This window comes from Pseudotenacibaculum haliotis, assembly GCF_042684245.1.
Taxonomy (GTDB): Bacteria; Bacteroidota; Bacteroidia; order Flavobacteriales; family Flavobacteriaceae; genus Polaribacter; species Polaribacter haliotis_A.
The window spans coordinates 549,187-570,277 of sequence record NZ_JBHULH010000001.1; the positions used below are offsets into that span (position 1 = coordinate 549,187).

Sequence of the window (21,091 nt, forward strand, 5' to 3'; positions counted from 1 at the left end):
TACAAATTGAGCGAATGAGAAACCTGATCTTTCTTTTTTTTATTGTTCTGGCAATTTCTGTTACTTCTTGTCGAAAAGACTTTAGTACAATTCCTAGTTTTGGTCAATTAGAATTTTCTAGAGATACCGTGTATTTAGATACGGTATTTACCAATATTGGTTCTGCTACGTACAACCTCAAAGTATACAACAGAAGCAATAAAGATATTACCATTCCTACTATTGGATTGGAAAGAGGAAATAGTTCTAACTACCGCTTAAATGTAGATGGAATTCCGGGTAAAACATTTGACAACATAGATATCTTAGCAAGAGACAGTATTTTCATTTTTGTAGAAACTACTGTAGATGTAACTTCTGTTCCTGATCCTTTATACACAGATCGAATTTTATTTGACAACGGAACAAATCAGCAAGACGTAGATCTAGTTACTTTGGTACAAGACGCTACTTTTATTTTTCCGGGGCGTGATCCGATTTCTATGGAAATAGACCAACTTACTTTAGACGGAGAACCCACAGCTATTCAAGGGCGATTTTTGGAAGATTCAGAATTAATCTTTACCAATGCAAGGCCTTATGTTGTTTATGGTTATGCTGCTGTTCCTGCAAATAAGACATTGGTTATAGATGCCGGAGCTCGGATCCATTTTCATGACAATTCCGGATTGATCATTGATAGAGATGCTTCATTAAAAGTAAATGGAACCTTGAACGAAAAGGTTGTTTTTGAAGGAGATCGTTTGGAGCATGTTTTTAGCAATGTTCCCGGACAGTGGGGAACCATTTGGATGCGTGAAGGCAGTAAAGAGAATGAGATTCATCATGCAGAGATTAAAAATGCCATCATTGGTGTTCTTGTTGATGCTACCACCTCTTCTACTCCTACACTTACATTAAAAAACACACAGGTATACAATCATTCTAATTTTGGAATTTTAGGAAGAGGCACTAGTATTTTAGGAGAAAATGTTGTAGTGGGAAGTGCCGGCGAAGCTTCTTTTGCAGGTACCGTTGGAGGGTCTTATGATTTTACTCACAGTACTTTTGCCAATTATTGGAATAACGGAATTCGTGCACTACCTGCCGTGCTGGTAAATAACTTCTTTACGTTTACTAATGACCAAGGGCAAGAGGTTATTGAGCCTCGTGATCTTACACAAGCAAACTTCATCAACTGTATTATTGATGGAAATAACAATGTAGAGTTTATTCCTGATCGTGTAGATGGCGCTACATTTAACTTCAATGTGTCCAATAGTATGATCAAGTTCAATGATATTAACGGAAGTTTTACCGGGGTTGCGGAATTGGATTTTACCGACACTAATCTGTATCAGAATATTACTTTAAATGGTTTTGCTGATTTTAGAAATACTTCTGCAAACGACTTTATTATAGGACAAGCAAGTGATGCTATCGGTTTGGGTGATCCTACAGCTGCAGCTCAAGTTCCTATGGATATATTAGGAGTTATCAGAACTTTGAATCCTGACTTGGGAGCCTATCAGCATATTAGTTTTTAAGCAATTCTTGCAACTGGTTTCTGAAACTTTCTTTTTCGTCTACAAAGATCGCAATCGATTTGGCTTTTCGTTTTAACCCATAGATTCCTGAAAACCGGATTTCTTCTTTCATGTGAAGAATTACATTGTATTCTCCTAAAGTTCCTAAAGGAGAAAAAGGCACCACACTTTTATCTTCAGGAAGATCTTTGGATGAAATTTCAAGATGGTCAATCTTGTTTAGCGGAATACTAGCATCTGTGAAAAATCCGTAACGTAAAATTAGAGTGTCTTCTTCTGCATCTATCACATAAGGTCTCATTGCTACCGACTTAGCCAAAGCAAAAATTTGCAACGCTGTATATGCACTTAAGATAGATATAATCCAACCTACAATCAGGTTCCATTTTACTAAAAATGCATGCAGCCATACGGTTTCAATGACAATCAATAATGTAAAACCTGCCAAAATAGAAACCAGAGCATTCTTTTTGTGATAACTAAATTCATTTTCAGAAAGTTTAGGCGACCTCCACTTTATAAAACCATAGTAGATCATCGATATTTCGGTGACTAAAATAGTTGCTATCTTCTTTGGAAATACTTCTGAAGTTGCTAGTTTTAAATTGGTGTAAAAATCATTTGATGACTTCTTATAGTTCTTAGAAAGCTGAGTAACTTTATAGATCAAAAAGCTAAAAATCCCCAATTCGAGTACAGGAATCAAGTAGGTTTTAACTGTATCTAATAAAGAACTGTGTTCTTTCGGTAAAAAAATGCTGAGTGTTATAACCCCCAAAACAAAAACTGTGATCACCGTAAACTTGGGAATGTTTCTTTTTCGAATGATCAAGAAATGGATCAAAGGAATTATAATCAAAAAATCAAGTGTTATCGCTGACGATAAGGTCTCAGGGTTTTCTAAAAAAAAGCTTGACTTTAATAATAAAATCAAGCTGGCTCCTATAATAAATGGTATTGTTAGTGGAACATATTTGGTGAAGTTGAGTGCAGTATTTCTCATGCTCTTATAGTTAATTTACCATCACCTATATGTCTCTCATTAAACATATTTGTTACATTTATTTGCGACTTATTTTTTATAAACTTTTCCGTCTTTCATCACAAAAGTCACATTTTCCATGGTAGAGATCTTATCGGTTGGATCGTCATCAACAGCAATAATATCAGCAAAGAATCCTTTTTTGATCTTTCCTATTTCATTTGCCATATCTAAGATCTTAGCATTGGTAATGGTAGCTGATTGAATTGCTTCCATAGCAGGCATTCCTGCTTCTACCATAAACCCAAATTCTTTACCGCTCTTTCCGTGAGCAAAAACTCCGGCATCAGTACCAAAAGCAATCCCTACTCCTTTTTTGTATGCCTTAGCAAAAGTTCCTTGAATTTGCGGACCAACAGCCAATGCCTTAGGCACAACGATGGCCGGGAAATATCCTTTTACTTTTGCTTTTTCTACAACTTCTTTTCCTGCCGTGATCGTAGGTACCAAATAAGCATCGTGCTTTTTCATTAATTCCATCGTACTATCACTCATATAAGTTCCGTGTTCAATAGTTTTTACTCCTCCAACAACTGCTCTTCTCATTCCTTCATCACCGTGTGCATGTGCTGCAACGTGCATTCCGTAGTCTTTAGCTGTATCACAAATTGCTTTGATCTCTTCGATAGTAAACTGTGGATTGTCTCCACTTTTTGCTACACTTAACACTCCACCGGTTGCCGTGATCTTAATACAATCTGCTCCGTTCTTATAACGTTGTCTTACTGCTTTTTTAGCATCTTCAACACTATTCACAACTCCTTCTTTAGGTCCCGGATCTCCAATTAGCTTTCTGCTTCCTCCATTTGTAGGATCGGCATGACCTCCTGTGGTTGCCAGCGATTTTCCTGCTGTGAATACTCTAGGTCCGGCTACTTTTCCTGAACTGATCGCTTTCTTCAATGAAATATTCACTCCGGTTCCTCCTAAATCTCTCACTGTGGTAAAACCTGACAACAGTGTTTTCTTTGCATATACTGTAGAATTATAAGCAATGTCTGCTTCATTTAGAATATACTTCTGCAAACGTGTTTTTGGATTATGCTCACTTTCTATATGAACGTGCATATCAATCAGTCCCGGCATGACTACCTTATCTTTTAAGTCGATGTACGTAGCATTTTTATCTCGTACTTTGATATATCCATCGTATACATTCTGAATTTTGTTTCCGCTTACCTCAATAGTTTTTTTCTTAAGGATTTTACCCGATTCCGTATCGATCAGTTTACCACAATAGATGTACGTGTTTTGAGCAATAAGTAAAGAAGTAGAAAAAATAAATGCGAAGAGTAAGAATGCTTTTTTCATTGTTTTGATTTTAATGCTTAAATGTATGAAAAAATGACTAGATTGCTCACCACTAACAGTTGTGAGCATTTATGAAAAAAGTAATCATTACAGGTACCAGTAGAGGAATTGGCTATGAAATGGCCAAACAGTTTGCACATAATGATTTTCAGGTTCTTGCCTTATCAAGAAACCAAAAACCTTTAGAGGATCTTGCTCTAAAAAATATAACGGCAATTTCCGTAGATGTTTGCAATGATAATGATCTGCAAAAGGTAACATCCTTTGTTGAGGAAGAATGGAAAGAGGTTGATATTATTATTCATAATGCCGGTTTCTTAATTCATAAGCCTTTTACGGAATTGACCAAAGATGATTTTCAACGAGTTTATGATGTTAATGTGTTTGGTGTGGCTTCTTTGACACAACTGATGATTCCTTTTCTAAAAAAGGGAAGTCATGTTGTTACCATTAGTAGTATGGGTGGTATTCAAGGAAGTTTAAAGTTTCCAGGATTGGCTGCTTACAGTTCTGCTAAAGGGGCTGTAATAACCTTATCTGAGTTACTTGCTGAAGAGTATAAAGAACAAGGAATTGCTTTTAATGTTTTAGCCATAGGTGCTGTACAAACCGAAATGTTAGAAGAAGCTTTCCCCGGGTATCAAGCTCCCTTATCAGCAGCAGAAATGGCAAATTATATTTTTAACTTTGCTACGACCGGAAATCAGTACTACAACGGAAAAGTCTTACAGGTTTCCAGTTCAACTCCATAAAGAGCTTTTACTATCGATAGAATAGCAACCTACATTCCAAAAGATGCAATTGAAGGTGTTGCCGATTTGATTGAACAACATCACCTGAATATTAAGATTGTCAACCAACGACAAACGAAGCATGGGGATTTTAGAAGATTGCCAAACGGGCAATTTCAAATCACGATCAACAACAATCTAAATCCACATCAATTCTTATTGACTTTGGTGCATGAAATTGCACATCATGTTACTTTTCAAAAATACGGACGGGTACAACCACATGGAAAAGAATGGAAACGAACCTTTCAGCATTTAATGCTTCCTTTTTTGCATCCGGATATTTACCCTACTGAAATCCTAACGCCTTTGGCTCATTATTTAAAAAATCCTAAAGCAAGTACCGATAGCGATGTAAAATTATCGTTAGCTTTAAAAGGAAATAAAGCAGAAACCGGAAAGAGTTTTATCTTTGAAGTCCCTTTGGATAGCATTTTTCTTTTTAAAAAGAAACGCTACAGAAGAGGGTCAAAGAGAAAGACAAGATATGAATGCTTGGAGTTAAGCTCGGGAAGAATCTATCTTTTTAATCAAAATACAGAAGTTACTATCTATGAAAAACAATAATTATTATGCGGTAATCATGGCCGGAGGAGTAGGATCCAGATTTTGGCCAGTAAGTACTCAAGAGTTCCCAAAACAGTTTCATGATATGTTGGGAAAAGGTCAATCTTTAATTCAACGTACTTTTGACAGAATAAACGACTTGGTTCCTTCAGAGAATATTATGATTGCAACCAATCAAAGATATGAAGGCTTGGTGCTTGATCAGCTTCCTAAGACTTCAAAAGAGCAATTACTGCTAGAGCCAGCCATGCGTAATACAGCACCTTGTATTTTATACGCTGCTCTTAAGATATATGATCAAAATCCTGATGCTGTTATTTTGGTTGCTCCTTCTGACCATTGGATCGATAATGAGCAGGAATTTTCCAGAAACATTCAAACTTCATTCGAGGCTTGTGCTGATCGAGATATTTTAATGACTTTGGGTATTCAGCCTAATTCTCCAAATACCGGTTATGGGTATATTCAATTTGAAACATCTGAAGATGAGATCAAAAAAGTAAAGAATTTTACAGAAAAGCCTAATCTGGAAACTGCTGAAAAGTTTTTGGCTAGCGGTGATTATTTATGGAATGCGGGTATTTTCGTTTGGTCGGCAAAGAGCATTGTAAAAGCTTTTGAGACATCACTTCCTGAAATGTTGCAATTGTTTAACAATACTGATGTCTACAATACGGAAAAGGAAATTTCCTTTATTGATGAGAATTATCCTCTGGCAGAAAATATTTCTATCGACTTCGGAATTATGGAAAAGGCACACAATGTTCATGTGCTTCCTGTTGATTTTGGCTGGAACGATCTAGGAACATGGGGATCTCTTTACAACAAATTAGAAAAAGACACTGATAAAAATGCTACTGTAGGCTCTGAGACCATTTTTAGAGATTCTCACGGCAATATGATACGTACTCAATCTGGAAAGCGAGTTGTAATACAAGGGTTAAATGACTATATTGTCGTTGAAAAAGAAGATGTATTGTTGATCTGTCCTAAAAAAGATGAACAAGACATCAAGCAAATCGTCGCAGATGTGAAAAAGAATTTTGGCGAAGATTTTGTGTAAAAAGATCAGCCCATGGAAGAAAATCAATCGAATCCCAGCCAGGAGAAACAAAAAAACGTAAAAAAAGATTTTAGGAGTTTTAGCGCCAGTATTAAAGAGTTCTTCTTAGATCTGTTGGATATTCGTGAGGGAACGGATAAAAAAGAAACCATTCAAAAGATACAGGATGGTATTCCTGTTAAGAATCATACTGCATGGATCTTAGTGTTCTCAATTATTATTGCTTCTATTGGGTTAAATGTGAGTTCTACTGCCGTTGTAATTGGTGCCATGCTAGTTTCTCCCTTAATGGGTCCTATTTTAGGAATTGGACTTTCTATTGGGATCAATGATATTGATACAATGAAGAGATCATTGATCAACTTAGGAGTGATGATCGGCTTAAGTGTAGTAACTTCATTTTTATTCTTTAGCATTCCTTTATTTCAAGAAGAAACTCCTGAGCTTTTGGCAAGAACCAAACCGGATGTTCGTGATGTATTAATTGCCACTGCCGGTGGATTTGCATTGATTATTGCTTTAAGTAGACACAGAGAGATTACCAATGCCATTGCAGGTATTGCAATTGCTACGGCCTTAATGCCTCCTTTGTGTACGGCTGGTTATGGCTTAGCTGTAGGAAACATCTCCTACTTTGGTGGGGCTATGTTCTTATTTATTATCAATGCTGTATTTATTGCCTTGGCTACGTTTGTTATTGTAAAGTTCTTACGTTTTCCAATGGTGAAGTATATCAACTCTGCCAGAAGAAAAAGAATTGCGCAATTGGCTTCTATTTTAGCATTGATCATCTTTTCTTTTAGTATTTACCAATTTTACCAATTATTTCAAGAAAACAGATATACTCAAAGCTGTGAAAAGTATATTGCTGACCTAACAGAAAAGACCGGAGCAGGGATTATCGATAAGAGTATCGATTATAAAGAGCGCCAGATCAACCTTGTTGTCTTAGGTAAAAACCTAACTCCACAGGAAAAGACAGAATGGAGAGATAAATTACCTGAGTATAGTTTAGATGGTGTTCAACTGAATATTACGCAAGACGAAGAAAATCTTGAGCTTTTAGACAAGGTAAAATCTATTGAAGACTTGTATGTAAAGAATCAAAAATTGATTGCTTCTAAAGAAGAAAGTCTTCAAGAAAAAGATATTAAAATTCAAGAGTTGAGTAAGGCGCTTGAAAAATTAACCAATGAACAGATTCCTTTTTTACAAGTGAGTCAGGAAGCTAAGATTAATTATGACGGTTTAAAAACTATCAGTTTCTCAAAAGTTTTGGTGACCAATTTTGAATCTGTAGACACCATTCCTATGGCTTCTATTGCATGGTATGATTCTATTCCTGAAGATCAAAGAGTACAGGCAAAATTAGCCGCTTGGTTAAAAACTAGATTGAGCTTGGATACTTTGGTTGTGAAGGAAGAATAATCTCTTCTTATAAGCCTTCAAAAGATAGTTGACTATTAACAACAACCTGATCGTAGGCAACCGCTACTATTAGCCCTATTAACAAATAAAGTATTGATAAAAAACATTGGCCTCTATTAGAGTTTTTCTGAAATAATTTAACGAATACTCCAAGAAGGAAAATAGAGTTGATCAAGTAACATAAAGACGTAATAATTACGCCAATCATCACAAAAAAATAAGATTTCATTATCCAAAAATGGAGCAATAAACCTCCTAAGGTCACTATAGAAAAGGCTCCTATCATTCTACTAATAATGATAATTCCAGCTTCTTCTTTTTTACTGATCAGTAATATCTTGTCTAACATGTGAAGTTCTTTTAGTCAAGCAATTTTTAACTCAACTAAAAGTATAAAAAAAACTCCAGATTTTCATCTGGAGTTTTTGAAGTTGTGACCGGGCTGGGGCTCGAACCCAGGACCCTCTCCTTAAAAGGGAGATGCTCTACCAACTGAGCTACCCGGTCATTGCTTTCTTAGCGGGTGCAAATATAAAAGCAATATTTTAATTTTCAAACTAATTTTTTACTTAGTTTCATTTAAATATGCCTTTCTAACTTTTTTAAATAATTCAGAGCTGTAAACAAATTTTACAACCGCTTCATTATCAGTTTTAAAGATCTCCTGACTGGTCCCTTCCCATGCTTTTACTCCATTTTTCAAAAAAACAATTTTTTGTCCTATTTGCATTACAGAGTTCATGTCATGAGTGTTTATGACGGTTGTAATTTTATATTCTTGGGTGATCTCTTGGATCAGTTCATCAATCAAAATAGCTGTATTAGGGTCTAATCCTGAGTTAGGCTCATCACAAAACAAATATTTAGGATTCATTACAATAGCTCTTGCTATGGCTACCCTTTTTTGCATTCCTCCGGAAAGTTCTGCCGGGAATTTATGATTAGAATTCTCTAAATTCACTCTCTTAAGCACAAAATTTACTCTCTCCAGCATTTCTTCTTCTACTTGCTTTGTAAACATCTTTAGTGGGAACATTACATTTTCCTCTACTGTTTGAGAATCAAACAAAGCACTTCCTTGAAATACCATCCCGATCTCCTGACGCCATTGCCTCTTCTCTTCTGTCGTAAATTGTGTATTGATTCTTCCATCAAAAGAAATGGTTCCTTTTTCAGGGGTGTGTAACCCAATCAAGGATTTTAAGAATACGGTTTTTCCTGATCCACTTTGTCCAATGATCAAACTAGTTTTTCCCGGTTCAAAAGAAGTTGAAATTCCTTTGAGTACCTGAACATCTCCAAACCCTTTATGTAAGTCTTTTACTTCTATCATTTAGGTCAACAACATTTGGGTTAAGAAATAGTTTGCAATTACGATTAAGATAATAGTCCAAACAACCGATTGTGTACTTGCTTTTCCTACAGCAATAGATCCTCCTTTTACATAATAACCGTGGTAGGAAGGAACTGTAGCAATTAAAAAGGCAAATACCAATGTCTTGATAATGGCATAGGTAATTAAGAAAGGATCAAATTCTAATTGAACTCCTTGCAAATAATCTATATATGAGAAAATACCGGAAGTAACTCCTGCTACCCAACCTCCTAAAATTCCTAAGAACATTGCTAAAACAATCAAGAATGGGTAGAAAAATACAGTGGCTATTATTTTTGGCAATACCAAATGGTTTAATGAGTTAATTCCCATTACTTCTAAAGCATCTATTTGCTCAGTTACTCTCATTGTTCCTATACTAGAAGTAATATAAGACCCTACTTTTCCTGCTAAAATAATAGAACAAAATGTGGGTGCAAACTCTAAGATTACAGATCTTTTTGTTGCAAATCCAATTAAATATTTTGGAATAAAAGGGTTTTCAATATTTAGAGCAGTTTGCAAAGCAATAACTCCTCCAATGAAAAATGAGATGAACATGATGATTCCTAGCGACTTTAATCCTAACTCATCTAATTCTCTTACAATGGCTTCTCTAAAAACCCTCCCTCTTTGTGGCCTTTTGAAAACCTGTCCCAACATCATGAAATACTTACCAATATGTCCTAGGTAACCCATTCAGCTTTTTTTATTAGTGCTAAAGTATTAAAATATCACGAACCTTTGACAATAATCTGTTTAGCGGATTGTTAAAAATCTTAATTGTTCTTTTGCTTTCCGAAACCGTAGATGTTTTGTCTTAAAAAGTCTTTAGGGAATTTATCATCATCCTCAAATCCTAGCAAAATCGTTCCGCTATCCTCAGGGATGTAATTGGTTTTAAATATATAATCCCAAAGGCTTAGACTTATTCCAAAGTTGACTCCAAACCTTCCTTTTGGCAAGGTATAAGCATGATGGTATAAATGCATTACCGGATTGTTAAAAACATACTTAAGTACTCCCCAAGTAATCTTGATATTTGCATGATTGAAATGCCCAATTGCAATGCTCAAGAAATGCACAATAAATGCTTGTTCCGGTTCAAAACCTCCAAGTACCATAACTCCGAGTGTTTTTAAGGGCTTGTATAGTATATTCTCCATCCAATGGTAACGCAAATGAGCGGCAAATCCCATTTCTTTAACGCTGTGATGCACTTTGTGAAAATTCCATAAAAAGGAATACTTGTGAAGTAACACATGGGTAAACCACTGTACAAAGTCTAGCAGGATAAAGAAAATAACTAGTTGCAACCAATTGGGTAACGAGCTCATATCTATCAAACTTAAACTGGTATTGGTAATTCCGGCTCCGGAAAAGAGGAGTTCTAATACTTTGTAAAATCCACTAATAACAATTGAAAAAACAAAGAAATTAAAGAACATATAAAAGGCATCTAACCAAAAGTCCTTTCTAAAAACAGATTGCTCTTTTCTCCATGGAAAAGCAATTTCCAACAACCAAACGACTATTGAAATTGCGATGAGTCCCCAAAAATAGTTTGTATACCAAGGAACTTCGAAGATGATTGACTTCCATGTCCAATCTACAGTTCCTAGAAATGCGTTTTTAAACGAATCTAAATAATCTTGCATAGTTATTCAAAGATAGTTGTTATGCTATCCTTTTCAAAAGGTAAGTCGTTAAAATAACTCCATTCTATCCACGAACCGTCATAATTTTGAACATGTTTCATTCCCAATAACTGAGTTAGCACAAAAGTTGTGTGTGCCGATCGTGTTCCGCTCTGACAATAGGTGATTATCGTATCTTCTTTATACTTTAAAACTTCCTTATACGCTTCTTTCAACTCCTCAATAGTTTTCATCTTTCTATCTCCGTGATAATTTACTGCTACAGCCCAGTCTATTCTGATTGATTCTGGAATACGACCTCCTTTGTAAGCTCCTTTCTTTTGACGTTTTCCTGAAAACTCATCTGTTGTTCGTGTATCTAAGATCAACTTTTTACCGATAGAGTTTAGCACTCCTTCTTTATCTATATACATTCGATAATCCGGATCTTTTTCAAACTTAAAATTGGTTTTATGAATAGGGAGAGTATTGGAGGTAGCCTCATAATTCTCTTTCCAGCGTGAGTAGGAGCCATTTAACAACTGAACTTTGTCGTAATTGTAAAGTTGCAACAGCCACCAAAGTCTGGCTGCATCACACAAACCCATATCGTCATAAATAATGATCCAATCTCCATTTTTAATTCCCAAATCACTAAAAAGCAGCTCTACCTCTTCTTTACTAGCTTTCATACCACTGTATGGGAAATTTTTACTTCTGATGTGGGAGCGCCAAACATTCAATGCTCCCGGAATATGATCTTTCTGGTAATGCTGTGGCTTGCGAAAGTCTATAACTTTCACATCTTCAAACGATAAAACTTTTTGTAATTCATCAAACTCTATGAGAGAATTTTTATGTTGACTCAGGATCAAATCTGCTTCGCTCTTTTTTTCGCATGAAGTCACGAAAAAAGAAAGACATAAAATAATAAGCAATTGACCCTTCATTCTTCTATTCTAACTCATACCATTCAATATCTGCAAGTATACTTCTCCTTCCCTTTTCTTCAATAGGGTAATTTGTAACCAAATAATCAACAATGATTTTTTGATTGTCTCCCAGATCCCACAAATTCTGTGTTTTCTGCATCCAACGTATGGTAGCATCCCAACGTTCTTTGTTCATTCTATTTTGTGTGACCAGTTTTGCCGAATGGCAATTTGTACAGTTGTTAATGACTACATCCAATCCCGGAGCATCTATTAATCCGGTACGAAGATGGATTCCATTTTCAATCTTATCTTCATCAACCTCAACAGCCGCTATTTCTTGATTTCTTTCAAAAACAGAAAACGTAGGATCTATGATAAGGAACACTAGCAACAAAGAAGCAATTGAAAGCAGGAACAAGGCTGTTCTTAGCAAACGCTCTGCTCTTTCAATTCCGTTCTGATTGGGTGTTGTTTTGTTCATTATTGTACTTTAATAGCAATTCTATGACATGCATTGTTCAAATAGCCTTTCGGATTCCATCCGGGTAATAACATCGGCTGAGAAACTCCGTTTACATCTGTAGCTCTAGCCCATACTTCATAATATCCTTCTTTTGGAAAGTTTACTGATGCTGAAAAATGTTGCCAAGCCAAACGATTGACAGGCTTTTCAAGTTTGCATGTTTTCCATGTTGCTCCAAAGTCTATGGAGTATTCCATTCTGGTAACTTCTAATTCACCTGCCCAAGCATGTCCATTAATTTGTAGTGATTTTCCCTTTTTGATAATAGCTCCTGTTTTAGGGCTTGTGATCAAAGATTTAACAGGCATGGATTCTATGATACACATATCTTCATCTTTTACCTTCTCTCCCGGAGCTACCGGACTACAAGGAACTCTATAAGCTTTACCGGTCATTTTAGTTCCATCGTGCACTTTATTTCTAATACTGATCCTCTGTATCCATTTTCCTGAAGCGGAAGCCGGCCACCCTCCTGCTATTAACCTCAAGGGATAACCATGAACCAAAGGAATATCTTTTCCATTCATCTGAAAAGCAATCAATGTTTCATCTTGCATTGCTTTGCTCATAGGAACTCCTCTTGAAATAGGTTCTTTGTTCATATCTCCACTCAAATGAATGTCGGCTGAATGATAACCAATGTAAACAGCATTGCTTTTTACTCCTGCATCTTCTAAAACATCTCTTAAGCGAACACCTGTCCAACGAGCACAATGTACAGCACCAACTGTCCACTGATTTCCTTTTGCCGGAGGATCAAACTCGCTTCGTCCGTTTCCTCCACATTCTAAGGTAAGTTGGTAGGTATGATGTTTGAATTTTGTTTTTAGCTCTTCTAAAGTATAGCTCTTTTTCTGCTTTACAGATTCACCATTAATTTCTAATGTCCAAGTTTTTGCATCAACATCCAACGGAACAAGTCCGTTGTTTCGAATGAACATCTTGCTATTAGGAGTTACTTTATCATTCAGCAAGTGTGCTTGTGCTTCAATGTTCCATGGTTTGTTGTTTAACACTACCATTTCTTCATTTAATTTAAACATTTTAAAAGGATCCGGGTCTTGTAAAGCCAAAGGTTCATATCCCTTTGGAAGGGCATATACGATTTCAGTTCCTATTGCTGCTGCTATTGCAGTTAATGATGCTTTTTGGATAAATTCTCTCCTCTTCAAGACAAGTAGGTTTAGAAGTTGTTTACTTGTTAAATATAGAAATATCGTTGAGAATCAGAAAAGTATTCGAAAAGATATTATTTGAACATCGAGTTTTCTTGATGCCGCTTCATTGCATTTCTTGAAAGTATCAAGCCGATAAGTAGCGATACAAATGCTCCAATGGCTATACCGGGAACGAATTGTATGAATAAGAAAAAGTCATAAGCCCCGTGGAATAATGTGGCTACCAACAAACCTGTCATATTTAAGGCAAATCGATTCTTAGAGAATTTTGCTTTCCCCATAAAATATCCCATTAAAATAGCAAAAGTAGCGTGTGCAGGAACGGCTGTAAAAGCCCTAAAAATGCCTGTCTCGAGACCATAAGCATAGACATATAAAACATTTTCTAATGTTGCAAATCCCATAGAAACCATCACTGCATAAACAATTCCATCAAAAGGCTCATTGAACGCTTTGTTCTTTTGGGCAAAATTTCTGACAATGATGTATTTGGAAAATTCTTCTACCAAAGCCACTACAAAAAATGCTTTGATAAACATATCCATGATACTTTTCTCACTTAAAGGAGGAAGTATTTGTCCCAACAAATATCCTATAGCAAATGTGAGAGCTATGCTTACAGTTGCTCCTAAGAAGAAGTTCTTTACCAACAACTTCCATGGTTCTTTTTCAAACTTGTCTTTGAAATAGATATAAGCAATAATAATCATGGATGGCGCAACAGCCAACAAGAATAAATTCATGAACTAAATATACAGATATGAATTAAATTAGTTCTGTTTTGACAAAAAAACTTCTGCCATCATACAGCGAGCACTCCCGCCACCACAAGCTTCAATAGTATCTAATGAGCTTGAAATAATAGGACAATGCTTTTCTATGGTCTTGATCTGATGTTCTGTTAAAGAATTATAAGCCGCTTGACTCATTACCAAATAACGCTGATCATTGTTTCCTCTCACTTGAAGCATATTTCCTGCAAAGTTATTGACCTGTTTTTCTGTAATGGCAATAACTTCTTTTTTGTCACTCTTTAAGTGTTTGAGAACATTTTTACGTTCTTTCTTATCATCTATGCTGTCTAAGCAGATCACTGCAAATGTTTCTCCCAGACACATCATTACATTGGTATGGTAGATTGCTTTCCTTTCTCCGTCTACTGTTTGATTAGATTCAAAAATAACAGGCGTGTATTCAAAGTCTTCACAGAACTCTACAAACAATTCTTCATCAGCTCTTGGTGAGAGTGCACAGTATGCTTTTCTATGTTTTCTATCGAGAATAATACTTCCGGTTCCTTCTAAAAAAATGTCTTCTTCTTCTGCCGACGTATAATCCATCACATCATCAATTAGAAAACCTGCTTTTTCAATTGCCTCTAGTACATCTTCTCTTCTTTCCAGTCTGCGGTTTTCTGCAAACATCGGATATAAACCTACAGTTCCGTTTTCATGAAAAGAGATCCAATTGTTGGGAAAGATAGAATCCGGAGTGTCAAAATCTTCGGTATCAGATACCACGATTACATTAATTCCAAAAGATCTTAATTTGTCTACATAGGTATCAAATTCTTTTTGTGCATTGGCATTAACAGCAGAAGGAAGTGTGTTCTCTAATACTTTCTGATAATAGTTATTGACAGCCGTTTGCTCGTTCATCCTGAAGTTTACAGGACGAATCATTAAAATCGTATTGGTTGTTTGTTGCATTCTTTTAGTCTCTAAAAAAACAAAGCTACAGAATTAATCCTGTAGCTTTTTATGATTTATTTGAAAACAGAAATTTAAGGTAGCTTTTCTATTTCTTTGGTTATTTCTTCCAGCACTTCAAAAGCTGTTTCTGCCATCTTATTTCCTTTAAAATCCAATAGCGGGTTTACCTCTACAAACTCAACGCAAACCACTTTCTTGCTCTGAATGATCTTATTTATAATTTGAATGATCTCATATTGATCGAAACCTTTGGGAACTGGCGTTCCAGTTCCGTAAGAGATCATATCGCAATCCATAGAATCTACATCAAAAGAAATATAGATTACATCACAGTCAGACAATCGCTCTAAAGCTTCATTTACACAAACTTCTAAACCACGGTAACGAACTTCTGCTACCATGTAATTCTTGATATCCAATTTTTCTATTTGCTTGTCTTCCGGCTCTTCTGTGTCTCTAACTCCAAAATACACGATATCTTCTGCCAACACCTTGGTTCCGGGAACTTCTATATTCTTCATGCGTTCCCATAGGTCTGCTGTTTCTCTACTTACCTCGTTGATCTGAGCTTCTAAGTTGTCTTCAGATAAAGCTGCTGCCAAAGGCATCCCATGAATATTTCCTGAAGGGGAAGTATAAGGGGAATGAATATCGGCATGAGCATCGATCCATACAACACCTACTCGTTGGTTAGGAAATGCTCCTTTTACTCCACTAATAGTTCCTAAGGCTGAAGAGTGATCTCCCGATAAAACAATTGGGAAATTCTTCTGACGAAGGTTTACTTTTACGTGATTGCTTAATCTAGTACATTGATTCAGTACACTACTAATTCTTTTTGCAAAGGAGTTGTTAACCTTGTTGTAGATTGACTCATTTTCTGTAAGTACATCCTCAAATTCGTATTTAGAAAAATACTCGCTGGTTTTGTTGATAGCTGCAATTTCCATGGCATCAACTCCCATATCAGAACCACGAGTTCCGGCTCCAATATCTGATCTATTCTTTATAATTTTTATAGCCATAAAGTCTGATTATAAAAACAAAAAGCTTCATGATTCTATGAAGCTTTTGTATAGTTTATAACTATCTGTCAGAGATATTTTTAAAATCTCTTAAGTTCTCTCCTGTATAAATTTGGCGAGGTCTTCCAATAGGCTCTTTGTTTAAGCGCATTTCTCTCCATTGAGCAATCCAACCCGGTAAACGTCCTAATGCAAACATTACGGTAAACATTTCGATTGGAATACCCATAGCTCTGTAGATAATTCCTGAATAGAAATCTACATTTGGATATAATTTTCTATCTACAAAGTATTGATCTTCCAAAGCTTCTTTTTCTAATCCCTTAGCAATATCTAAAATTGGATCTTCAACTCCTAAATCTCCTAATACTTCATCAGCAGCCTTCTTAATGATTCTAGCTCTTGGATCAAAGTTCTTGTATACTCTGTGTCCGAATCCCATTAAGCGGAAAGGATCGCTTTTATCTTTAGCTTTCGCCATGTACTTCTTTGTGTCTCCACCATCTTCTTTGATCGCTTCTAACATTTCCAATACGGCTTGGTTAGCACCTCCATGTAATGGTCCCCATAAAGCAGAAATACCTGCAGAAAGAGAAGCAAATAATCCGGCGTGTGAAGAACCTACAATTCTTACTGTAGATGTAGAACAGTTTTGTTCGTGATCTGCGTGAAGAATTAATAATTTGTCCAAAGCATCTTTTACAATAGGATTGATCTCATAATCTTCATGAGGTTTTTCAAACATCATTTGTAATACGTTCTCTACATACCCTAACTTCTTAGAACCATAGTTTAATGGAAATCCTTTCTTCTTGCGCATGGTCCAAGCTACCAATACCGGGAATTTACCCATGATCTTTACGATAGCGTTGTACATTTCTTCTTCTGAATCTACATTTACCGAAGAAGGATTAAATGCTGTTAAAGCAGATGTTAACGAAGATAACACTCCCATTGGGTGTGCATTCTTAGGAAATGCTTCTAAGATCTTCTTTACTTCTTCATCTACAATTGCATTTTCCTTAATGTCTTCATGGAATTTAGCCAATTGCTCTTCTGTAGGAAGGTTTCCAAAGATTAATGCGTAAGCTACTTCTAAAAAGTCTGCTTTTTCAGCTAAATCTTCAATAGCATAGCCTCTGTAACGTAAAATCCCCTTTTCTCCGTCTAAAAAAGTAATCCCACTCGTACACGCTCCGGTGTTCTTATATCCCGGGTCAATTGTGATTACTCCGTTAGTTGCTCCTCTCAACGTTTTTACATCGATAGCCACTTCATTTTCCGTTCCTCTATACAAAGGAAACTCATATGAATTGTCACCGATCTGTAGCTTTGCTATATCTGACATATTTCTGTATAATTTTTAATTTTTCTGAAGTCTTACAAAGATAGCTATTTTAAAGGATTTTTAAAAAATCGCACCATAGTTTTTCAGAATAGAAAAATAACTTTCTTTGATTAGTGAAGTCGTAAAAAAACCTCGCAATTTACATTACGAGGTTTGTTATTTTTTGAAGCGCTTTTTGCTTAGATTTTAAAGGCTCTTTCTTGCGGAAAAAAGGCAGTATCTCCTAACTCTTCTTCGATGCGAAGTAATTGGTTGTACTTAGCCATACGATCTGAACGAGAAGCTGATCCTGTTTTGATCTGCCCCGTATTCAAAGCAACCGCTAAATCTGCAATGGTATTGTCTTCTGTTTCTCCTGATCTGTGACTCATTACAGAAGTATATCCTGCATTCTTAGCCATATTAACAGCTGCGATTGTTTCTGTTAAGGTTCCGATCTGATTTACTTTGATCAAGATTGAGTTTGCAATTCCGTTTTCTATTCCTCTTGAGAGTCTTTCTACGTTAGTTACAAATAAGTCGTCTCCAACTAACTGTACTCTATCTCCAACTTTTTCAGTTAAGTATTTCCACCCATCCCAGTCATTCTCATCCATTCCGTCTTCAATAGAAATAATTGGATATTTGTCTACCAACTCAGCTAAGTAATCTGCTTGTTCTTGACTTGTTCTTACTTGTCCTTTTTCTCCTTCAAACTTGGTGTAATCGTATTTCCCATCAACATAAAATTCTGCTGATGCACAGTCTAAGGCAATCATGATCTCATCTCCAAATGAGTATCCTGCATTCTTAACTGCTAATGCAATAGTATCTAATGCATCTTCTGTTCCTTCTAATGTAGGTGCAAATCCTCCTTCATCACCAACTGCTGTAGATAGATTTCTATCGTGCAATACTTTTTTTAAGTGATGGAAAATCTCAGATCCCATTTGCATCGCTTGTGTAAAGCTTTCTGCTTTTACCGGCATTACCATGAACTCTTGAAATGCAATAGGTGCATCTGAGTGAGAACCTCCATTGATAATATTCATCATTGGAACTGGTAATGTATTTGCAGAAACTCCTCCTACGTATCTGTATAAAGGCAATCCTAATTCGTTAGCTGCAGCTTTTGCAGCAGCAAGAGATACTCCTAAAATTGCATTAGCTCCTAACTTTGATTTGTTGTGAGTACCATCAAGATCGATCATTAGTTGATCAATTAGGTTTTGTTCAAATACTGAAGTTCCTAAGAGCTCCTGAGCGATTAATGTGTTTACATTTTTAACAGCTTCTAAAACTCCTTTACCCATGTAAGACTTTCCTCCGTCTCTAAGCTCTACAGCTTCGTGTTCTCCTGTTGAGGCTCCAGAAGGCACAGCTGCTCTACCCAAAATTCCATTTTCGGTTATTACATCTACTTCTACTGTTGGATTTCCTCTCGAGTCAAAAATCTGACGTGCATGAACGTTTACAATGATACTCATATCACAAAAATTTAAGTTTAATTACAGTTTGTTTTTAAGACAGCTAAAGTACGTATAATGATGCAGTTTTATGAAGATAAAATTTAATTTATGCGAAAACGATTTCTGCTATAAAAAAAGAAAACCCACTCCAGATGGAGTGGGAAAAATTGCTATGAAAAAGAAAGTGATGTTAAACATCACTTCTACAAAAGTAATCTTTAATTTGAATCTGACAATCTTTTATCGTTAAAAGGTCAAAATTCATCGACGAACTGCAAAATTTGTGTTTTTTAAGCTTCTAATTTAGCTTACAACAGCTTTTGCGTTCTTTACATTTTCTATAAACTGATCAAACAAGTACTCTGCATCGTGTGGTCCAGGACTTGCTTCAGGGTGATATTGTACAGAAAAACAGTTTTTGTTCTTCATACGAATTCCCGCTACGGTTTGATCGTTCAAATGTACGTGTGTAATCTCTACATCTGGATGTGATTCTGTATCTTCTCTATTGATGGCAAAACCATGGTTTTGAGAAGTGATCTCTCCTTTACCGGTCAACAAATTCTTCACCGGGTGGTTTATTCCTCTGTGACCATTGTGCATTTTATAGGTAGAGATTCCATTTGCCAAGGCTATAACTTGATGTCCTAAACAAATTCCGAAAAGAGGTAAGTCTCTTTTTATAATTTCTTTGGCTACTTCTTGTGCTTCGTGTAAAGGTTCTGGATCTCCTGGCCCGTTTGAGATAAAATATCCATCAGGATTCCAAGCGTGTAAATCTTCGAAACTAGCGTTGTATGGGTATACTTTGATGTACGCTCCTCTTTTAGCTAAGTTTCTTAAAATATTCTTCTTGATTCCGATATCTAAGGCTGCAATTTTAAATTCAGCATTTTCATCTCCAACAAAATATGGCTCTTTGGTAGAAACTTTAGAAGCCAATTCTAAACCTTCCATACTTGGTACTTCTGCCAATTGTACTTTTAATGCATCAATATTATCTACTTCAGTAGAAATGATTGCGTTCATAGCACCATTGTCTCGAATGTAAGAAACCAATGCTCTGGTATCTACATCAGAGATTGCTACTAGGTTATGTTTTTCAAACCAGTCTTTTAGGTTTCCATCAGAATCTACTCTAGAATGTTCGAAACTAAAATTTCTTACGACAAGACCCGAAATTTTAATTCCATCGGATTCAACTTCTCTGTCATTTACCCCATAGTTTCCTATGTGAGCATTTGCCGTAACCATGATTTGACCATAATAAGACGGATCTGTAAAGATCTCTTGATACCCTGTCATTCCGGTATTGAAACAAATTTCTCCGGTTGCAGTTCCTTCAATCCCAATAGACTTTCCATAGAAAATGGTTCCGTCTGCTAATAAAACTAATGCTTTTTTTCTTTGTTGGTATTTCATCTCTCTCTTGATAAGGTTTCTAGTTTTAGAAACAAAGTTTTGCAAAAATAACGATTCGTAAACTTCTGTGTTTGTTTGCTTTTAAAAGTTTTTAACTATTGTTGGTTAATATTGTTGAATATTCTCTTCAAGTCTTTCTCTTTTTTAAATGATAGCTTTTCTTTCTTTGCTATCTTCTTAGCCTTATTTTCTTGGTCTTTTGTAAGCTTCTTTAAAATGCTTTTCTTCTTTAATTTAACCTCTTTAGGGGCTTCGTCCTTTGTAAGCAGGAAATAGATTTCTTTGATCTGGTATCTATCCGGAGATATTTTTTCTTTGGACATCGGGTCTATAGATCCGGGAATGATATCCAATTGATATTTCTTGATAAATGATACATCTCCTTCAGAGATCATTGCATAAAATACCCCGTTTACTTTTTTAAAGGTGTATCCTAAAAATTCGATCTTAGAGATTAATCCGTCTTCAACAGCATATAAAGTTCCGTCTTTTGACAAGACGAATTTACCGGTTCTTACATCAAACGTAGCTTTGTCGTAAGCTCCTGCTTTTCCATCAACAGTTTGAATAACGATGGGTTTGAGTTTGTTTTGCGTCAAAAAAGTAGAACCTATGATCTTGCTTTTACTTGTGTTAACACTAACATTGTTTCCATTAATGTATCCATTATCGGATAAGACGTTCTCTATAGGTAAGTTTTGTCCTAATGCGTTTGCATAGAAGAAGAAAAGGAGTAAAAAGGTTACAAAAGTTTTCATAT

At 35.8% G+C, this 21,091-nt stretch carries 21 protein-coding genes and 1 tRNA gene; 5 read left to right on the forward strand and 17 right to left on the reverse strand.

Annotated features, from left to right (window positions below; genetic code table 11):
• Positions 1-14 precede the first annotated feature (14 nt).
• The gene (locus tag ACFSRZ_RS02690) at positions 15-1,526 is read left to right on the forward strand and encodes a hypothetical protein (RefSeq protein ID WP_379664982.1); all 1,512 of its coding nucleotides are present in this window, start codon (positions 15-17) and stop codon (positions 1,524-1,526) included.
• Here the strand turns inward: ACFSRZ_RS02690 and ACFSRZ_RS02695 are convergent.
• Together ACFSRZ_RS02695 and ACFSRZ_RS02700 are read right to left on the reverse strand one after the other, a co-directional pair.
• Entirely contained in the window at positions 1,516-2,529 is a 1,014-nt protein-coding gene (locus tag ACFSRZ_RS02695) for a hypothetical protein (RefSeq protein WP_379664983.1), read from the reverse strand. The two genes, ACFSRZ_RS02690 and ACFSRZ_RS02695, sit on opposite strands and share 11 nt — an antisense overlap.
• Before the next feature lie 69 nt (positions 2,530-2,598).
• Positions 2,599-3,879: a metal-dependent hydrolase family protein gene (locus ACFSRZ_RS02700; protein WP_379664984.1), complete on the reverse strand. Its 1,281-nt coding sequence runs from the start codon at positions 3,877-3,879 to the stop codon at positions 2,599-2,601.
• A 71-nt stretch (positions 3,880-3,950) separates the two neighbouring features.
• Between ACFSRZ_RS02700 and ACFSRZ_RS02705 the strand changes: the two genes are divergently transcribed.
• The 4 genes from ACFSRZ_RS02705 to ACFSRZ_RS02720 all read left to right on the forward strand — a co-directional run bounded on the left by ACFSRZ_RS02705 (position 3,951) and on the right by ACFSRZ_RS02720 (position 7,728).
• Positions 3,951-4,631: an SDR family NAD(P)-dependent oxidoreductase gene (locus tag ACFSRZ_RS02705; RefSeq protein ID WP_379664985.1), complete on the forward strand. Its 681-nt coding sequence runs from the start codon at positions 3,951-3,953 to the stop codon at positions 4,629-4,631.
• Positions 4,632-4,697: 66 nt separating this feature from the next.
• Positions 4,698-5,237: a SprT-like domain-containing protein gene (locus ACFSRZ_RS02710; protein WP_379664986.1), complete on the forward strand. Its 540-nt coding sequence runs from the start codon at positions 4,698-4,700 to the stop codon at positions 5,235-5,237.
• Positions 5,224-6,300, forward strand: coding sequence for a mannose-1-phosphate guanylyltransferase (locus ACFSRZ_RS02715; RefSeq protein WP_379664987.1), 1,077 nt, complete (start codon positions 5,224-5,226; stop codon positions 6,298-6,300). Before ACFSRZ_RS02710 ends, ACFSRZ_RS02715 begins: the two co-directional genes overlap by 14 nt.
• Before the next feature lie 12 nt (positions 6,301-6,312).
• Positions 6,313-7,728, forward strand: coding sequence for a DUF389 domain-containing protein (locus ACFSRZ_RS02720; RefSeq protein ID WP_379664988.1), 1,416 nt, complete (start codon positions 6,313-6,315; stop codon positions 7,726-7,728).
• 7 nt (positions 7,729-7,735) lie between these two features.
• Here the strand turns inward: ACFSRZ_RS02720 and ACFSRZ_RS02725 are convergent, their stop codons facing one another.
• The 15 genes from ACFSRZ_RS02725 to ACFSRZ_RS02795 all read right to left on the reverse strand — a co-directional run bounded on the left by ACFSRZ_RS02725 (position 7,736) and on the right by ACFSRZ_RS02795 (position 21,089).
• Positions 7,736-8,077: a hypothetical protein gene (locus ACFSRZ_RS02725; RefSeq protein ID WP_379664989.1), complete on the reverse strand. Its 342-nt coding sequence runs from the start codon at positions 8,075-8,077 to the stop codon at positions 7,736-7,738.
• An 85-nt stretch (positions 8,078-8,162) separates the two neighbouring features.
• Positions 8,163-8,235, reverse strand: a tRNA-Lys gene (locus ACFSRZ_RS02730).
• 58 nt (positions 8,236-8,293) lie between these two features.
• Positions 8,294-9,061, reverse strand: coding sequence for an ABC transporter ATP-binding protein (locus ACFSRZ_RS02735; protein WP_379664990.1), 768 nt, complete (start codon positions 9,059-9,061; stop codon positions 8,294-8,296).
• Positions 9,062-9,802, reverse strand: coding sequence for an MlaE family ABC transporter permease (locus ACFSRZ_RS02740; protein WP_379664991.1), 741 nt, complete (start codon positions 9,800-9,802; stop codon positions 9,062-9,064). It abuts the gene before it with no gap.
• Between the two features lie 80 nt (positions 9,803-9,882).
• Positions 9,883-10,761 carry a sterol desaturase family protein gene (locus ACFSRZ_RS02745; RefSeq protein WP_379664992.1) on the reverse strand — a complete coding sequence of 293 codons (879 nt, stop codon included), beginning with the start codon at positions 10,759-10,761 and terminating at the stop codon, positions 9,883-9,885.
• Positions 10,762-10,763: 2 nt separating this feature from the next.
• Entirely contained in the window at positions 10,764-11,615 is an 852-nt protein-coding gene (locus ACFSRZ_RS02750) for a sulfurtransferase (RefSeq protein ID WP_379664993.1), read from the reverse strand.
• A 79-nt stretch (positions 11,616-11,694) separates the two neighbouring features.
• A complete protein-coding gene (locus tag ACFSRZ_RS02755; protein WP_379664994.1) occupies positions 11,695-12,156 on the reverse strand; it encodes a monoheme cytochrome C in 462 nt (153 codons plus the stop codon).
• The gene (locus ACFSRZ_RS02760) at positions 12,156-13,370 is read right to left on the reverse strand and encodes a sulfite oxidase (protein ID WP_379664995.1); all 1,215 of its coding nucleotides are present in this window, start codon (positions 13,368-13,370) and stop codon (positions 12,156-12,158) included. Before ACFSRZ_RS02760 ends, ACFSRZ_RS02755 begins: the two co-directional genes overlap by 1 nt.
• 77 nt (positions 13,371-13,447) lie before the next feature.
• On the reverse strand, positions 13,448-14,119 hold the full coding sequence (locus ACFSRZ_RS02765; protein ID WP_379664996.1) for a PrsW family intramembrane metalloprotease: 672 nt from the start codon (positions 14,117-14,119) through the stop codon (positions 13,448-13,450).
• A 27-nt stretch (positions 14,120-14,146) separates the two neighbouring features.
• Positions 14,147-15,085 (reverse strand): citrulline utilization hydrolase CtlX, encoded by a 939-nt coding sequence (gene ctlX, locus ACFSRZ_RS02770; protein ID WP_379664997.1) that lies wholly within the window; start codon positions 15,083-15,085, stop codon positions 14,147-14,149.
• 74 nt (positions 15,086-15,159) lie between these two features.
• Positions 15,160-16,113, reverse strand: a complete 954-nt coding sequence (gene rocF / locus ACFSRZ_RS02775; RefSeq protein WP_379664998.1) for an arginase — start codon at positions 16,111-16,113, stop codon at positions 15,160-15,162.
• Positions 16,114-16,174: 61 nt separating this feature from the next.
• A complete protein-coding gene (locus tag ACFSRZ_RS02780) occupies positions 16,175-17,461 on the reverse strand; it encodes a citrate synthase (RefSeq protein WP_379664999.1) in 1,287 nt (428 codons plus the stop codon).
• Between the two features lie 179 nt (positions 17,462-17,640).
• Positions 17,641-18,927 carry a phosphopyruvate hydratase gene (gene eno / locus ACFSRZ_RS02785; RefSeq protein ID WP_379665000.1) on the reverse strand — a complete coding sequence of 429 codons (1,287 nt, stop codon included), beginning with the start codon at positions 18,925-18,927 and terminating at the stop codon, positions 17,641-17,643.
• A 285-nt stretch (positions 18,928-19,212) separates the two neighbouring features.
• Complete coding sequence (carA, locus tag ACFSRZ_RS02790; protein ID WP_379665001.1) at positions 19,213-20,331, reverse strand: glutamine-hydrolyzing carbamoyl-phosphate synthase small subunit; 1,119 nt, start codon at positions 20,329-20,331, stop codon at positions 19,213-19,215.
• A 95-nt stretch (positions 20,332-20,426) separates the two neighbouring features.
• A complete protein-coding gene (locus tag ACFSRZ_RS02795) occupies positions 20,427-21,089 on the reverse strand; it encodes a hypothetical protein (protein ID WP_379665002.1) in 663 nt (220 codons plus the stop codon).
• Positions 21,090-21,091: the final 2 nt, after the last annotated feature.

Excerpts from the sequence above, each read along its gene's own strand:
- ACFSRZ_RS02705 (WP_379664985.1), top strand. The coding sequence starts at position 3,951 with ATGAAAAAAGTAATCATTACAGGTACCAGTAGAGGAATTGGCTATGAA.
- ACFSRZ_RS02780 (WP_379664999.1), bottom strand. The coding sequence starts at position 17,461 with ATGTCAGATATAGCAAAGCTACAGATCGGTGACAATTCATATGAGTTT.
- ACFSRZ_RS02700 (WP_379664984.1), bottom strand. The coding sequence starts at position 3,879 with ATGAAAAAAGCATTCTTACTCTTCGCATTTATTTTTTCTACTTCTTTA.
- ACFSRZ_RS02690 (WP_379664982.1), top strand. The coding sequence starts at position 15 with ATGAGAAACCTGATCTTTCTTTTTTTTATTGTTCTGGCAATTTCTGTT.
- ACFSRZ_RS02740 (WP_379664991.1), bottom strand. The coding sequence starts at position 9,802 with ATGGGTTACCTAGGACATATTGGTAAGTATTTCATGATGTTGGGACAG.
- ACFSRZ_RS02765 (WP_379664996.1), bottom strand. The coding sequence starts at position 14,119 with ATGAATTTATTCTTGTTGGCTGTTGCGCCATCCATGATTATTATTGCT.
- ACFSRZ_RS02735 (WP_379664990.1), bottom strand. The coding sequence starts at position 9,061 with ATGATAGAAGTAAAAGACTTACATAAAGGGTTTGGAGATGTTCAGGTA.
- eno (WP_379665000.1), bottom strand. The coding sequence starts at position 18,927 with ATGAGTATCATTGTAAACGTTCATGCACGTCAGATTTTTGACTCGAGA.
- ACFSRZ_RS02720 (WP_379664988.1), top strand. The coding sequence starts at position 6,313 with ATGGAAGAAAATCAATCGAATCCCAGCCAGGAGAAACAAAAAAACGTA.
- ACFSRZ_RS02795 (WP_379665002.1), bottom strand. The coding sequence starts at position 21,089 with ATGAAAACTTTTGTAACCTTTTTACTCCTTTTCTTCTTCTATGCAAAC.
- ctlX (WP_379664997.1), bottom strand. The coding sequence starts at position 15,085 with ATGCAACAAACAACCAATACGATTTTAATGATTCGTCCTGTAAACTTC.
- ACFSRZ_RS02755 (WP_379664994.1), bottom strand. The coding sequence starts at position 12,156 with ATGAACAAAACAACACCCAATCAGAACGGAATTGAAAGAGCAGAGCGT.
- carA (WP_379665001.1), bottom strand. The coding sequence starts at position 20,331 with ATGAAATACCAACAAAGAAAAAAAGCATTAGTTTTATTAGCAGACGGA.
- rocF (WP_379664998.1), bottom strand. The coding sequence starts at position 16,113 with ATGGCTATAAAAATTATAAAGAATAGATCAGATATTGGAGCCGGAACT.
- ACFSRZ_RS02715 (WP_379664987.1), top strand. The coding sequence starts at position 5,224 with ATGAAAAACAATAATTATTATGCGGTAATCATGGCCGGAGGAGTAGGA.
- ACFSRZ_RS02725 (WP_379664989.1), bottom strand. The coding sequence starts at position 8,077 with ATGTTAGACAAGATATTACTGATCAGTAAAAAAGAAGAAGCTGGAATT.
- ACFSRZ_RS02745 (WP_379664992.1), bottom strand. The coding sequence starts at position 10,761 with ATGCAAGATTATTTAGATTCGTTTAAAAACGCATTTCTAGGAACTGTA.
- ACFSRZ_RS02695 (WP_379664983.1), bottom strand. The coding sequence starts at position 2,529 with ATGAGAAATACTGCACTCAACTTCACCAAATATGTTCCACTAACAATA.